Below are 12,793 nucleotides of genomic sequence, written 5' to 3'. Positions count from 1 at the left end.
CCGGTTTTCCGTCACCGCTGTCACTCGACTGGACCTGTCTCGTTGCCATGCGCGACAGGTGGTGCGACCCTGACTGGCAATGTGTCGAAAGTGATCCGCGACACAGTAGTGCGGGTCGGGGCCTTACCGGGCGTGCCCTGACGTCGGCCGTGCCGCGGGTCGGCAACAGGCCAACGGAGGTTTTCGGTGAGTACGATCGACGAGGTTTTGCGCGAAGCGGTCGAGTCCGGTGCGGTTCCCCAGGTCGCGGCCATCGCCGCGAACCGGGACGGAGTGTTCTACGAGGGCGCGGCGGGCCCTCGCGAGGTCGGCGGGACGGACGCGGCGGGGCTCGACACCCATTTCCGGATCATGTCGATGACCAAGATGGTCGCCACCACGGTCGCCCTCCAGCAGGCGGAGAAGGGCGCGCTCGACCTGGACGCGCCCGTCGACACCTACCGCCCCGAGTTCGCCGATCTCCAGGTGATCGACGGGTTCGACGGTGACACGCCACGGCTGCGGCCCCCGGCGAGCCGCGCCACGGTGAAGCAGCTGATCACGCACACCGCCGGGCTGGGCTACTGGTTCTGGAACGACGAACTGGTGCGCTGGGAGGCCGCCACCGGCGTGCCGAACGTGGTCGCCGGATCAGGTAAGAGCTTCACCGCGCCCCTGGTCGCGGACCCGGGCACGAAGTACAACTACGGCATCAACACCGACTGGCTGGGCAAGGTCGTCGAGGCGGTCGCCGGCGTCACCCTCGACGTCGCGGTGAAGGACGGCATCACCGGGCCGCTGGGCATGGACGAGACCACGTTCCTGATGAACGACGAACAGCGCGCCGGCTGCACCCCGGTGCATGTCAAGGGCGAGGACGGCGACTGGGTCTCCGCCGGGGAGATCCTCAACCAGGCCCCGGACTGGTGGGCGGCCGGCCACGGGCTGTACTCGACCCCCCACGACTACATCAAGTTCGAACGCGCGCTGCTGCGCGGCGGCGAGCTCGACGGCGTGCGGATCCTGCGGCAGGAGACGGTCGACGCGGCGTTCACCAACCAGATCGGCGAACTGGACTTCCCGGAGACCATCCCGACCGCCGACCCGGCGTCGAGCGGCTCGTTCTCGGCGGGCCCAGGCTGCAAGTGGGGCTACGGCCTGCTGCTCAACACCGAGGACGTGCCCGGCCACCGCCGCGCCGGCTCCGGTGCCTGGGCGGGATTGTGCAACACCCACTTCTGGATCGACCGCACGACCGGGATCTGCGCGTCGATCTACAGCAATTTCCTGCCGTTCGTCACTCCGGAGGCGATGAAGATGTACAGCGACTTCGAGGAAGCCCTGTACGCGTCGCTCTGACACCAGGCCCGCGGCGGCCTCCCCGGGGAGGCCGTCGCGGCCCCTGACACGTATTCACCGACCGGGCCACAGCCGATAGACGGCGGGCATCGGCATGTCCCGCGAAAACGGCCAGTCGACCTCGACGCCGCAAGCGCCCAGCAGCCGCGCCACGAACGTCCCATGGCTACCGACGATCACCACACCGCCCGCATACCGCTCGGCCAGGCCGTCCACCGCGGCGACCGCCCGGTCCGTCAACTGCCGCAGGCTTTCCCCGCCCGCACGAACGAGATCCGGGTCGGCCCAGCTCCGCGCGTAGTGCACCGCGTAACCCGGCGAGGGCTCCACCCCCGAATCCCACTCGCGCAACTCCCACCGGGTGAAAACCTCGAGCCCCGCCAGCTCGGCGACCGGCGACACGGTCTGCAACGCCCTCAGAGAGGGGCTCGACACAACGGCCGTCGGCTCCAACGCCATCAGCTCGTTCGCCAGCTTCTCGGCGGCAGCCCTCCCCCGCGCCGTCAGCGGGCGGTTCAAGTCGTCAGGCCCACCGGGGCTCGGCACCACGGACTCCGCGTGCCGCACGACGACAACCTCACAGGACATCCGCCTTTGTCTGACAGGGCTCCCACTCACCTGGCGAAGCGGGCCAGATGCGCCCGCGTCCATGCTTGCCCGAAGGCGGCAAGCACGGCACCACACCACTTTCCGCTGATCTTGACATCAGTCCACAGCGTCGCCCTCGCCCCGCCGAGCGTCCCATGACCGACGTGGACACACGCGGCACCTTCGGCCCAGCAGAAGACGAAGTGCGCGTACATGAACATCAGGACTTGCCGCCCAGCAGCATCCCTGGCGCACACCGGCCCTTCGGTCGGATAGGGCGCGGTGAAGATCACCTCGGTGCGGCCGTTGCGATAGGTGAAGTCCTGCTCGGCGATCTCCGGCACCAGCGTTGTCGGATGTACCATCAGTCCTCGACAATCGTGATAGTGCCGGTTCCGCCGCAATGACCGCGGCCCTTGCCCTGATGGGAGCCTTCACGGCGTTTAACGCTGTCATGGTGGCCTTCAGGGGCACGCATAAAACGGTCATGGCGGTACGAAACGGGCGAATGGGTAGACTTTTCGTCCTTTGTGGAGGGTAGGCGGCTTCGAAGGACAGGCACCCGAGGCTTCGAGCGGCGGCTGCTGCGACAGTTCTCAGACGCGTTCTTAGCCGATTAAAGCCTCGGGACACACTTCCGGGAGCCATTCTTGTCCTGACATTGATTGCTCTGAACTCACCCGAAGACAACACGATGCGGAAACGCAACGCCACCGCGGGCCACCACCGGATCGAGCGAAACGCGCTGCTTACCACCAGGCTGAACGCACCATCGCCGCGATCGTCCTCTGCCCCGATGACCTGCGGGACACTCCCCGGGACTTGTCCGGTTTCGGCCAGTGGCCAGGGAACCGACAGCGGTCCCCCGACGTCCCAGGTGTGGCATGCTGTTACATCGCCGACAGGCATGTCACTCGCGCAGAGTGGCCCGACGGAGAGGAAGTCCGGTGGGTTTCGAAGTCGACGTCGCGGACATCAAAAACGCGGCCGCCAAGCTCGCCGCGGGGAAGCACCCGACGCTTTCCGCGGAGGGGTCGCCGAACGTCGGAAGCACGGCTCGGGCCGGCGGCTTCGCTGGCGACTACGACGTCTGGCTGCTGACCAGGACGGAAGACCTGGACGCAGCACAGCAGCAGGTCGACAACCTGGTCGAAAGCATCAACACCGCCGCGAAGAGCTATCACGGCACCGACGCACAAGCACGCGACGCCTTCTTGAAAGCCCTGGACAGCGGCCTCGAACGGATTGACCGGTGACGGCGATTTTCGACAAGATCCACGAGCTCGCCGACCAGGTGGAAAAGGGCAGCACCACCGAGCTGGACGACCGCGCCCGCGCCTGCCGGGCCACCAAGGAAATGATCAAGGACACCAAGTCCCTGCTGGAGAGCGTGCGCGTCCAGCTGAGCGAGGGCTGGCACGGCGGGACCGGCGAAGCGGCGCTCACGTCACTGGAGGCGTTCAAGAAGAACCGCGACGAACAGGCCGAGGACCTCGAGGAGTCGGCCAAATCGTTCGAGGTGATCCGCGACGCGCTGGCGAAGGCTCAGCAGGAAGCCCGGAACAAGCGCGCCGACGCCGACGGTCTGCAGACGAAGCTCGACAGCGGCTGGCACGGCTTCGGGCTCCGCAAGGTCGACCTCGCCGTCGCCTGGGCGAAGGACAAGCTCGTCAAGGCCGAGGCCCTCGTCCTGCTGGCCGACCTGGAGCGGGTGACCACCACCTACGACGCGGTCCTGCTCATCGAGGGCCAGAAGCTCCGGAACAAGACGGGCCGGGTGTGGGAGCTCGCGGGCTCCGAGAAGCGCAGCAAGGCCGAGATCGCCGCGATCATGCTCCGCGAACTGCCCGGCCTCGCCGCGCTGGTGGCGAAGAACCCGGAGCTGAGGAACGCCCTGTTGCACGGCGACTGGGACAAGATCATGCAGAATCCCGAGGTCGCGCAGAAGATCTACGACTACCTCGGTTTCAAGTACGTCAAGGACGGCGGCTTCTACACCACCGGCGAGCATTCGATGCAGAGCTACCTCGGCTGGCGCGACCTCTACGACAAGCTGGGGCGGATCGGCGGTATGCGCCTCGACGACACCGGCGCCGATGGCGACAACATGGAGTTCACCGACCCCAAGACCGGGAAGACGTACCGGCTGGAGTTGTGGAAGGGCGGCTACGGGTTCGGCCAGGCGTTCGGCGGCGAAGTCGGGTTGTATACCAGCGACTCGCCGAACAACAACGGGCACTTCGACGCCGCCAAGGGTGACGACCAGATCAAGGTGACCCAGCAGATCTACAACAAGAGAACCGACGAGGTCTACTTCACCAACGACGGCCAGGGCGCGGACGGCACCGACAAGCGGCACTTCTGGAACCTGGCGATCCGCACCGACCCGAACGTGCACCCCAATGAGCTGGGCCAGCGGGCCACGATCGAGGTGCAGGACGTCGGCATGCGCGACCGGATGTACAACGAGATGACCCGGTACGCCGCCGCGCACCCCCACGACTACCTCACCGTCACGAAGGGTTCCGACCACCCGCCCGTCCTCAGCTACGACTGGCGGAAGTGACCCCTACAAACCGGTCAGCGACTTGAACTCGTACGGCCCGTCGTCGTCCTCGCCCTGGTGGCCGCGGCGGGCCGCGACCGGATCGGCCAGGCCGGCGAACACGTCGTCGACGTCGATCAGCGCGGCGACCTCGTCGGCGAAGTGCTGACCGTAGCGATCCTCGACGTCTTCCAGTCCTGCGCGCAACGCCGTGGTGGCGGCACTCCTGGCCTTGGCCCGCAACGCATCTGCCAGCTCCTCCGGCGTTTCGCCGGAACCCCGCCTCGACTCGGTCATGCCCCCAGCCTAGACGGAACGGCCCCTCGCCGGGCCCGTCTTGGCATCGCTGTCCCTGAAGGCCACCATGACGGCGTAAAACGCCGTCAGGCCCGTCGCCGACGAGGCGACGGGCCTTTGGGGACACAGTGGCCTTCAGGGACCGTCAAGTCCGGAAGCGCGACTACTGAAGCAGTGCCACGCACTCCACGTGCTGGGTCATCGGGAAGGCGTCGAACGCGCGCAGGTCCGAAAGGCCGTAGCCGTGCTCCGCGAAGATGGCGATGTCGCGGGCCAGGGCGGCGGGATCGCAGGCCACGTAGACGATCCTGTCCGGCGCACCCTCTACAATGGACTCGACGACCGCCTTGCCCGCGCCCTTGCGGGGCGGGTCGAGGACGACCACGTCGACCGGCTTGGTGGCGTCGGCCAGCGCGTGCTCGACGCGGCTCGCGTGCCAGTGGACCTGCGGGAGGTCCGCCAGGTTCTCCTGGCCGTCGGCGACCGCGCGCCTGCCGGACTCGATGGCCAGCACGCTGCCCTCGGGCCCGACCTGCTCGGCCAGCACCGAGGCGAACAGGCCGACGCCCGCGTACAGATCCCAGGCACGGCCGCCGAGCGGGGCTTCGGCCCACTCCGCGACGACGGCGGCGAGCGTGCCCGCCGCGGCCGGGTGGACCTGCCAGAAGCCGTGCGCGTCGAGGCGCCAGTCGCGGCCTGCCGCGTGCTGCATCGCGACGCCGCCGCTGAGCTGGCGGGCCCGGACCTTGCCCTTCACCGTCGCCAGTTCGCGGACGTGCGTGCGGCCTTCGCCGTCGCTGGTGACTTCGAGCTCGCTGCCGGGCCGCCACTTGCGGGCCAGCACCTCGTCGAGCTCGCCGGGCACCGCGATCGGGCAGTCGTCGAGCGCGATCACCTGGTGGCTGTGGTGCGCGCGGAACCCGGCGCGCCCGTCCTTGCCCGCCACCAGCCGGACGCGGCTGCGCCAGTCCAGCGGGCCGCCTTCAAGCGCCTCGACGACGACCTCACGCTCGATACCCGCGAGCCGCTTGAGCTGCTCCGCGACGATCGCCGCCTTCAGCTCAAGCTGGTACGAGGGCTTCGCGTGCTGCCAGTCGCAGCCGCCGCACTCCCCCGGCGCCGCGAGCGGGCACGGTGGCTCGACGCGCTCGGGCGAGGGCTTGAGGACCTCGACCGCGTCGGCGCGGCAGAACGAGCCGCCCTTGTCCTCGGTGATGTGCGCCAGCACCTGCTCTCCCGGCAGGCCGTGCCGCACGAACACCACCCGGCCGTCCACTCTGGACACACAGTGCCCGCCGTGGGCGACCGCACCGACCTCGAGTTCGAGGGTGCGGCCCAGCCAGCTTTCGGTGCTCATTCAGCTTTGTCCTTCTCCGCGGGCTTGCCCGCGGCAGTCTTGGCCGGGCCCGGGGCGGGCTCGGCCTTCTTCAGCACGCCCGAGGGCGTGAAACCCCGCCGCACGTCACCGGCGGCCGGTCGGGCCCGGCGGTCTCGGGCGGCGGCCTTCTCCGAGGACTCCAGCTGCCACGGCACGCTGGTGACCATCACGCCGGGCTGGAACAGCAGCCTGCCCTTGAGCCGCAGCGCGCTCTGATTGTGCAGGACCTGCTCCCACCAGTGCCCGACGACGTACTCCGGGATGAACACGGTGACGACGTTGCGCGGATTGTCGCCGCGCACGCGCTTCACGTAGTCCAGCACCGGCTTGGTGATCTCGCGATACGGCGACTCGACCACCTTCAGCGGCACCTTGAAGCCGTGTTTGTCCCAGTCGGCGACGAGCCTGCGGGTGTCGGCGTCGTCGACGTTCACCGTCACCGCCTCGAGCACGTCGGGCCGGACGGCCTTGGCGTAGGCCAGTGCCCGCAGGGTGGGCCGGTGCAGTTTGGACACCAGCACGATCGCGTGGTTGCGCGAAGGCAGCACCGCCGGCGCCGTGTCCAGTTCGGCCAGTTCCTCGGCCACCCGGTCGTAGTGCTTACGGATGGCGGTCATCAGCACGAAGATCGCCACCATCGCCGCGATCGCGATCCAGGCGCCGAGCAGGAACTTCGTGATCAGCACGATGACCAGCACGACGCCGGTCATCGTCAGGCCGACCGCGTTGACCGTCTGCGAGCGGCGCATCCGCCGCCGCGCCGTCGGGTCCGTTTCCTTGGACAGCAAGCGGTTCCAGTGCCGGATCATGCCCGCCTGGCTCACCGTGAACGACACGAACACGCCGACGATGTAGAGCTGGATCAGCCGGGTGACCTCGGCGTCGAAGGCGAAGATCAGCATTAGGGCGAACACGGCCAGGAACAGGATGCCGTTGGAGAACGCGAGCCGGTCGCCGCGGGTGTGCAGCTGACGCGGGAGGTAGCGGTCCTGGGCGAGGATCGAGCCGAGCACCGGGAAGCCGTTGAACGCGGTGTTCGCGGCCAGCAGCAGGATGATGCCGGTCGAGAACGAGATGTAGTAGAACGCCGGCGGGAAGCCCGCGAAGACGGCCTGCGCGATCTGCGCGACGATCGTCTTCTGCTCGTACCCGGCGGGCGCGCCGACCAGCTGCCGGGCCGGGTCCTCCGCGAAGTTCACTTTGGTGATGATCGCCAGGGTGATGATGCCGATCAGCATCGTCACCGCGAGCACACCCATCAGCAGCAGCGTCGACGCGGCGTTCTTCGACTTCGGTTTCTGGAACGCCGGGACGCCGTTGCTGATCGCCTCGACCCCGGTCAGCGCGGCGGCACCGGAGGAGAATGACCGGAGAATCAGGAAGACGAAGGCGAAACCGGTCAAAGAGGACTCGGCGTGCAGTTCGAACCCGGCGCTCTCGGCACGCATCTGGGTGCCCGTCAGTGCCTCGAACAGGCCCCAGATGACCATGACGAAGATACCGACGATGAAACCGTAGGTCGGGATCGCGAACGCCTTGCCCGACTCGCGGATGCCCCGCAGGTTCAGCGCGGCCAGCACCGCGACGATGACCGCCGCCGTGATCGCCTTGTGCTGGGCCACCCACGGGATCGCCGAGCCGATGTTCGCCACACCGGACGAAGTGGACACCGCGACCGTGAGGACGTAGTCCACCAGCAGGGCGCTGGCCACGGTGAGGCCGAACTTGCCGCCCAGGTTGGTCCCGGCGACCTCGTAGTCACCGCCGCCGCTGGGATAGGCGTGCACGTTCTGCCGGTACGACGCGACCACGACCAGCATGACCAGCGCCACGGCGACGCCGATCCAGGGCGCGAACGCGTACGCGGAAAGACCGGCCACGCTGAGCGTCAGGAAGATCTCTTCGGGCGCGTACGCGACGCTGGACAGGGCGTCGGACGCGAAGATCGGCAGCGCGATGCGCTTGGGCAGCAGCGTGTGGGACAGCCGGTCACTACGGAACGGACGACCCAGGACCAGCCTCTTCAGCACGGTCGGAAACTTCGACACCGCAAGAGCGTAACGGTACGAGAAACACGGTAGGTTCGGCGCTGGTGTGTCGCGGGGTACCTGCGGACGGGTGAACCCCACACCAAGATCGACATGAGGAGGCAAGGCGTGCACGTGGTGATCATGGGATGCGGCCGGGTCGGCGCATCCGTGGCCGCGGCGCTGGGGCGTCTTGGCCACGAGGTCGCGGTCATCGACAAGAGCCAGCAGGCGTTCCGGCGGCTCGGCAGCGACTTCCGCGGTCAGCAGGTCGTCGGCGTCGGGTTCGACCGGCAGGTGCTGATCGAGGCCGGGATCGAGCGGGCCGGGGCCTTCGCGGCGGTGTCGAGCGGCGACAACTCCAACATCATCTCCGCGCGTGTCGCGCGGGAGAACTTCGGCGTCGAGCACGTCGTGGCGCGGATCTACGACCACAAGCGCGCGGCGGTCTACGAGCGCCTGGGCATCCCGACGGTGGCGACCGTGCCCTGGACCACCGACCGGTTCCTCCGGACCCTCCTGCCCGACGGCGTGTCGTCGGCGTGGCGGGATCCCTCGGGCAGCGTGGCGCTGATCCAGCTGCCGCTGCACGAGGGCTGGTTCGGGCACAGCGTGCGGAGCCTGCAGGAGGCCACCGGCGCGCGAGTCGCGTTCATCATGCGGTTCGGGACAGCCGTGCTGCCCGACCACAAGGCGGTGCTGCAGGCCGACGACATGGTCTACATGGCCGCGCGCTCGGGCACCGTCAACGAGGTCAGCAGCATCGCGCAGAGCGCGCCGGAAGAGGAGAACTGATGCGGGTCGCGATTGCCGGCGCCGGGGCCGTCGGCCGTTCGATCGCCACCGAGCTGATCGACGGGCGTCACCAGGTGATGCTCATCGAGCGCGAGGCCGACCAGTTCGAGCCGTCGATCGTCGAGCAGGCCGACTGGGTGCTCGGGGACGCGTGCGAGGTGTCGATACTGGAGGAGTCCGGGATCGAGCAGTGCGACGTCGTGATCGCGGCCACCGGTGACGACAAGGCCAACCTGGTCGTGTCACTGCTCGCGAAGACCGAGTTCGCGGTGCGCCGGGTGGTGGCGCGGGTCAACAACCCCGCCAACGAGTGGCTGTTCAACGACGCCTGGGGCGTCGACGTGGCCGTCTCGACCCCGCGGATGCTCGCGGCGATGGTCGAGGAGGCCGTCACCGTCGGCGACCTGGTGCGGCTGATGACGTTCCGGCAGAGCCAGGCGAACCTCGTGGAACTCACCCTCCCGGAGGAGACGCCACTGGCGGGGAAGCCGGTCAGTGAGCTCAATCTGCCGCGCGACGCCGCGCTGGTGACCATCCTGCGCGGGGACCGGGTCATCATCCCGACCCCGGAGGACCCCCTGGAGCCGGGCGACGAACTGCTGTTCGTGGCCACCTCCGACGTGGAACCGGAGATCCGGACGGCACTTGGCTACTGATCCCCGGATCGAGTTCGACGCCGAGACCCTGCACCAGGTCTTCAGCGACCCGGCGCAGGCCGCGGCGTGGCTCGACAAGGCACTCGGCGAACCACGGATGGGGTACCACGACCGGTTGGTGACCGGGAGCTCCGCCCTGCTCCTGGGCCGCTGTGAGCTCGCCGAAGCGGAACTCTCGGCGGCGAAAGCCGCCGCGACGCCGGTGCAGCTACGCTTGGTGACCAAGGAACTGGCCTCCGTCCACGCGGCGCAGGGCCGCTTCGAACTCGCCGAAGCGGAGCTGGCGGTCTGCCTGTCCGAGCTGGAACCCACCCATCCCGGCCGTCACCTGTTCGTGGAAGCGGCCGGGGTGTGCGCGTACGACGCGGGTGACTGGACACTGGCCAGACGCCGGTTCGCCGAGGGGCTGGACCTGCTGTCGCACACCCGCAGCGACGCCATGACCGCGTCCCTGCGGACGGCTTTCGACGCCGCGGACGCCTGCGTCACCGCCCAGTCGATGGCCGTGGAACTGAACCGGCTGAGCGGGCTCGAAACCGAAACAACGACCCGGCTCCGGGACGAACCGGACGAAGTGCTCGAACTCGCCGAAGCCGCGGTCGCGGGCACGGGACCTTCGGAGGGCCCGGTTTTCGCGGGGATGGCCGCGGCAAGTCCCGACGAAAGTAGGGAATCGCGGCTGTTCGAAGCGCTCTTCGCACTGCGGCACCACCGCGCCGACGCACACGCCGCCGCCTGGCTCGCGGAGGGGCTGACGGCGGACGCAGTCCGCGCCCTGACCGACGACGATCCCCTGAGGAAGCGCATCGAGACCGTCACCGATCGGGTGGCGTCACGGGCCTACCGGCACCTGACGGTGGAACAACGAGCCGGACTTCTCGACGGGCTCCGCCGCCGCTGATTGCCCCTGAAGGCCACCTTCACGGCGTATTACGCCGTGAAGGTGGCCTTCAGGGACCGCAAGACAGGGCGCGACGCGGGGTCAGGGCTCGGTGACCGGGGTCTTCTGCGTCTGGGCGTACTTCTCGCGGAGTCTGGCCTCGATCTCGGCGTCGGTCTCCGGCGGCGGGGCGGACTCGGCGAGCAGCTTGAGCCGCTTGTCCGACCGGCGCACCGCCCAGACCACGACCAGCAGGCCGAGGGCGTAGAGCGGGTAGCCCATCGCGAGCTTCGCGAACGCGAGCCAGCCGGTGTAGTCCTCCTGGTAGAGCCACCGCTGGACGACGAAACGGGCGGCGAAGATCGCGGCCATGGCGAGCGTCGCGACGTCGTAGCCGAAGCGGGAGTACTTGTCCTTGCGCCAGGCTTGGCCGGTGCCGTTGAGCAGGTTCCAGACCACCCCGGCCAGCGGCCGGCGCACCACCACGGACAGCAGGAAAACCCCGCAGTAGACGAGGCTCGTCCAGATGCCGAACAGGAAGAAACCCTTGGCCGAACCCGTGCGGTACGCGATGAACGCCGCGATCCCGACGCCGAACAGCCCGGAGATCGCCGGCTGCAGCGGCTCCTTGCGGACGATGCGCAGCACCGTGATGCCCACGGCGACGCCGACCGAGCTCCAGATCGCCACCGGCAGGTTGAACAGGGCGTTGGCCAGCACGAACACCACGACCGGCACCGACGAGTAGATCAGGCCGGACACCCCGCCCATCTGTTCGAGCAGGGTCTTCTCAGCGTCTTCGGTCTTGTCGTTCTTCTCGCCGGAGGGGGCGGGTTCAGTCACGATGCGAAATCAACTCACTGGGCCGTCTGGAGCTCGTAATAGGGGTTGTACAGCACCTTCTGGCCGTCACGCTCTGCCATCCGGCCGCGCACCTTGATCGTCCTTCCCGGCTCGATCCCGGGGATCCGGCGGCGTCCGAGCCAGATTAGCGTCACGCCCTGGGTCCCGTCGAACAGCTCAGCCTGAAGAGTGGCCGCCTCGTTCGTGGGGCACAGTTCCACGCTGCGGAGTCTCCCGAGCACGGTGACCTCCTGCCCGGACCGGCAGTCACAGGCACGCTGCGCCCCGCCGGCCTCGGATTCCTTGGACAGATCATCGGCGTCGAGGTCTTCGACGTCGGTGGTCAGCTTGCGAACCAACCGGCTGAAGTAGCCGCCGTCTTTGGCGGACATAGTGGTGCTCCTGTGCTCCGGGGCCCCGACTCGAACGGCCCGTGCGTATCCAGCGTAGCTGTGGTCCAAGCCAGCGAAACGGGTTTGCGTCAAGATCGCAACGTGACGTCCGCAATCCTGCCCTCGACGGCCGTGCTCCTACCGGGCACCGGCTCAGACGAAGTCTTCGTCCGCGCGGTCTTCGCCGGACCCCTCGCCACGCTCGGTCTCGGCCTGCTGACACCCGCTCCCCCGCCCGGATCGGCGCTGGCCGGGGGCTACCTGACCATCCTCGACGACCTGGCGGCCGAGCACGGCACGCTGCTGGTCGGCGGAATCTCTTTCGGCGCACACCTGGCCGCGGAGTGGGCAGTGCGCAATCCCGGCCGTTGCGCGGGCCTGATGGCCGCGCTCCCGGCCTGGAACGGCCATCCTGGCCAAGCACCCGCGTCGCTGGCCGCGCGCCTCTCCAGCGATCTGGTGACCCGTTCCGGCACGGAAGCCGCCCTGGCGGCATCGACGGCCGGAGTACCCCCCTGGCTGGCAACGGAGCTGACCCGAGCCTGGCGCAGGCAAGGTGACGGCCTGGCGGCAAGCCTCCGGGCAGCCGCCGAACGACCAGCGCCCGAATTATCCCACCTGCACGCTTTGAAGGTCCCTGCCGGAATAGGCGCCTGCACCGACGACCCGATCCACCCACCGGAAGTAGCCCGGCAGTGGGCAAAAGCACTCCCCCACGCGGCCCTGGGCGAGACCACCCTCACAGACCTGGGCCGAGACCGAGAGTCCCTAGGCCGAGCAACAGTCCTAGCCTGGCTCCGCGCCCACACAACCCACCGCCCCTAACCACCCCAACCAGCCCCAGCAAACCCAGCCACAACCCCCAACCCCCGGTCCCAGCCCCGACACCAACCACAAAAACCCAACCCCAGCCGTAGTCCGGGACCACAAGGTCTCCGCGAGCTCTGCGAGTGGAGACTTCACCGCCGCGCGCCCTCTTTCAGGCCCGCCAGGGCCTCCCAACTCGCGACGGCAGGTCGCCCCCCTTAAAGACAAAGCCGCACTTTCGTACATG

Annotated in this window: 14 protein-coding genes; 7 read left to right on the top strand and 7 right to left on the bottom strand. The window is 68.5% G+C overall.

Going from position 1 to position 12,793, the window contains the following annotated elements; genetic code table 11:
* Positions 1 to 186: 186 nt before the first annotated feature.
* Positions 187 to 1,338, top strand: a complete 1,152-nt coding sequence (locus QMK34_RS33955) for a serine hydrolase domain-containing protein (RefSeq protein WP_326418776.1) — start codon at positions 187 to 189, stop codon at positions 1,336 to 1,338.
* A 54-nt stretch (positions 1,339 to 1,392) separates the two neighbouring features.
* Here QMK34_RS33955 and QMK34_RS33950 read toward each other — a convergent pair whose 3' ends face one another.
* Together QMK34_RS33950 and QMK34_RS33945 are read right to left on the bottom strand one after the other, a co-directional pair.
* Positions 1,393 to 1,926, bottom strand: coding sequence for a histidine phosphatase family protein (locus tag QMK34_RS33950; protein ID WP_326418775.1), 534 nt, complete (start codon positions 1,924 to 1,926; stop codon positions 1,393 to 1,395).
* Positions 1,927 to 1,952: 26 nt separating this feature from the next.
* Entirely contained in the window at positions 1,953 to 2,291 is a 339-nt protein-coding gene (locus QMK34_RS33945) for a hypothetical protein (RefSeq protein ID WP_326418774.1), read from the bottom strand.
* 582 nt (positions 2,292 to 2,873) lie between these two features.
* Between QMK34_RS33945 and QMK34_RS33940 the strand changes: the two genes are divergently transcribed.
* Both QMK34_RS33940 and QMK34_RS33935 read left to right on the top strand, forming a co-directional pair.
* Positions 2,874 to 3,182, top strand: coding sequence for a hypothetical protein (locus QMK34_RS33940; RefSeq protein ID WP_326418773.1), 309 nt, complete (start codon positions 2,874 to 2,876; stop codon positions 3,180 to 3,182).
* Positions 3,179 to 4,492: a DUF4474 domain-containing protein gene (locus tag QMK34_RS33935; protein ID WP_326418772.1), complete on the top strand. Its 1,314-nt coding sequence runs from the start codon at positions 3,179 to 3,181 to the stop codon at positions 4,490 to 4,492. Before QMK34_RS33940 ends, QMK34_RS33935 begins: the two co-directional genes overlap by 4 nt.
* A gap of 3 nt (positions 4,493 to 4,495) precedes the next feature.
* On the opposite strand, the gene QMK34_RS33930 is transcribed toward QMK34_RS33935, so the two are convergent.
* From QMK34_RS33930 to QMK34_RS33920, 3 genes are all read right to left on the bottom strand, one after another.
* Positions 4,496 to 4,768: a hypothetical protein gene (locus QMK34_RS33930; RefSeq protein ID WP_326418771.1), complete on the bottom strand. Its 273-nt coding sequence runs from the start codon at positions 4,766 to 4,768 to the stop codon at positions 4,496 to 4,498.
* Positions 4,769 to 4,931: 163 nt separating this feature from the next.
* Positions 4,932 to 6,125, bottom strand: coding sequence for a class I SAM-dependent RNA methyltransferase (locus tag QMK34_RS33925; RefSeq protein WP_326418770.1), 1,194 nt, complete (start codon positions 6,123 to 6,125; stop codon positions 4,932 to 4,934).
* Positions 6,122 to 8,194 carry an APC family permease gene (locus QMK34_RS33920; RefSeq protein WP_326418769.1) on the bottom strand — a complete coding sequence of 691 codons (2,073 nt, stop codon included), beginning with the start codon at positions 8,192 to 8,194 and terminating at the stop codon, positions 6,122 to 6,124. The genes QMK34_RS33925 and QMK34_RS33920 overlap by 4 nt, the downstream gene beginning before the upstream one ends.
* Positions 8,195 to 8,302: 108 nt before the next feature.
* Between QMK34_RS33920 and QMK34_RS33915 the strand changes: the two genes are divergently transcribed.
* The 3 genes from QMK34_RS33915 to QMK34_RS33905 are packed head-to-tail and all read left to right on the top strand — an operon-like array spanning position 8,303 to position 10,525.
* A complete protein-coding gene (locus QMK34_RS33915) occupies positions 8,303 to 8,968 on the top strand; it encodes a potassium channel family protein (RefSeq protein ID WP_326418768.1) in 666 nt (221 codons plus the stop codon).
* The gene (locus tag QMK34_RS33910) at positions 8,968 to 9,624 is read left to right on the top strand and encodes a potassium channel family protein (protein ID WP_326418767.1); all 657 of its coding nucleotides are present in this window, start codon (positions 8,968 to 8,970) and stop codon (positions 9,622 to 9,624) included. The genes QMK34_RS33915 and QMK34_RS33910 overlap by 1 nt, the downstream gene beginning before the upstream one ends.
* Positions 9,614 to 10,525, top strand: a complete 912-nt coding sequence (locus tag QMK34_RS33905; protein WP_326418766.1) for a helix-turn-helix domain-containing protein — start codon at positions 9,614 to 9,616, stop codon at positions 10,523 to 10,525. The genes QMK34_RS33910 and QMK34_RS33905 overlap by 11 nt, the downstream gene beginning before the upstream one ends.
* A gap of 81 nt (positions 10,526 to 10,606) precedes the next feature.
* Here QMK34_RS33905 and QMK34_RS33900 read toward each other — a convergent pair whose 3' ends face one another.
* Both QMK34_RS33900 and QMK34_RS33895 read right to left on the bottom strand, forming a co-directional pair.
* Complete coding sequence (locus tag QMK34_RS33900) at positions 10,607 to 11,347, bottom strand: DUF3159 domain-containing protein (RefSeq protein WP_326418765.1); 741 nt, start codon at positions 11,345 to 11,347, stop codon at positions 10,607 to 10,609.
* 14 nt (positions 11,348 to 11,361) lie between these two features.
* Entirely contained in the window at positions 11,362 to 11,739 is a 378-nt protein-coding gene (locus QMK34_RS33895; protein ID WP_326418764.1) for an OB-fold nucleic acid binding domain-containing protein, read from the bottom strand.
* 102 nt (positions 11,740 to 11,841) lie between these two features.
* On the opposite strand from QMK34_RS33895, the gene QMK34_RS33890 reads away from it, so the two are divergent.
* On the top strand, positions 11,842 to 12,564 hold the full coding sequence (locus tag QMK34_RS33890; RefSeq protein WP_326418763.1) for an alpha/beta fold hydrolase: 723 nt from the start codon (positions 11,842 to 11,844) through the stop codon (positions 12,562 to 12,564).
* Positions 12,565 to 12,793: the final 229 nt, after the last annotated feature.

The sequence above is a fragment of the Amycolatopsis sp. H20-H5 genome (genome assembly GCF_035828755.1).
Classification (GTDB): Bacteria; Actinomycetota; Actinomycetes; order Mycobacteriales; family Pseudonocardiaceae; genus Amycolatopsis.
This window is presented reverse-complemented; position numbering and strand designations above follow the sequence as displayed.

What these genes read in the sequence shown, in the direction of transcription:
- QMK34_RS33910 (WP_326418767.1), top strand. Translation starts at nt 8,968, where the DNA reads ATGCGGGTCGCGATTGCCGGCGCCGGGGCCGTCGGCCGTTCGATCGCC.
- QMK34_RS33945 (WP_326418774.1), bottom strand. Translation starts at nt 2,291, where the DNA reads ATGGTACATCCGACAACGCTGGTGCCGGAGATCGCCGAGCAGGACTTC.
- QMK34_RS33930 (WP_326418771.1), bottom strand. Translation starts at nt 4,768, where the DNA reads ATGACCGAGTCGAGGCGGGGTTCCGGCGAAACGCCGGAGGAGCTGGCA.
- QMK34_RS33925 (WP_326418770.1), bottom strand. Translation starts at nt 6,125, where the DNA reads ATGAGCACCGAAAGCTGGCTGGGCCGCACCCTCGAACTCGAGGTCGGT.
- QMK34_RS33950 (WP_326418775.1), bottom strand. Translation starts at nt 1,926, where the DNA reads ATGTCCTGTGAGGTTGTCGTCGTGCGGCACGCGGAGTCCGTGGTGCCG.
- QMK34_RS33895 (WP_326418764.1), bottom strand. Translation starts at nt 11,739, where the DNA reads ATGTCCGCCAAAGACGGCGGCTACTTCAGCCGGTTGGTTCGCAAGCTG.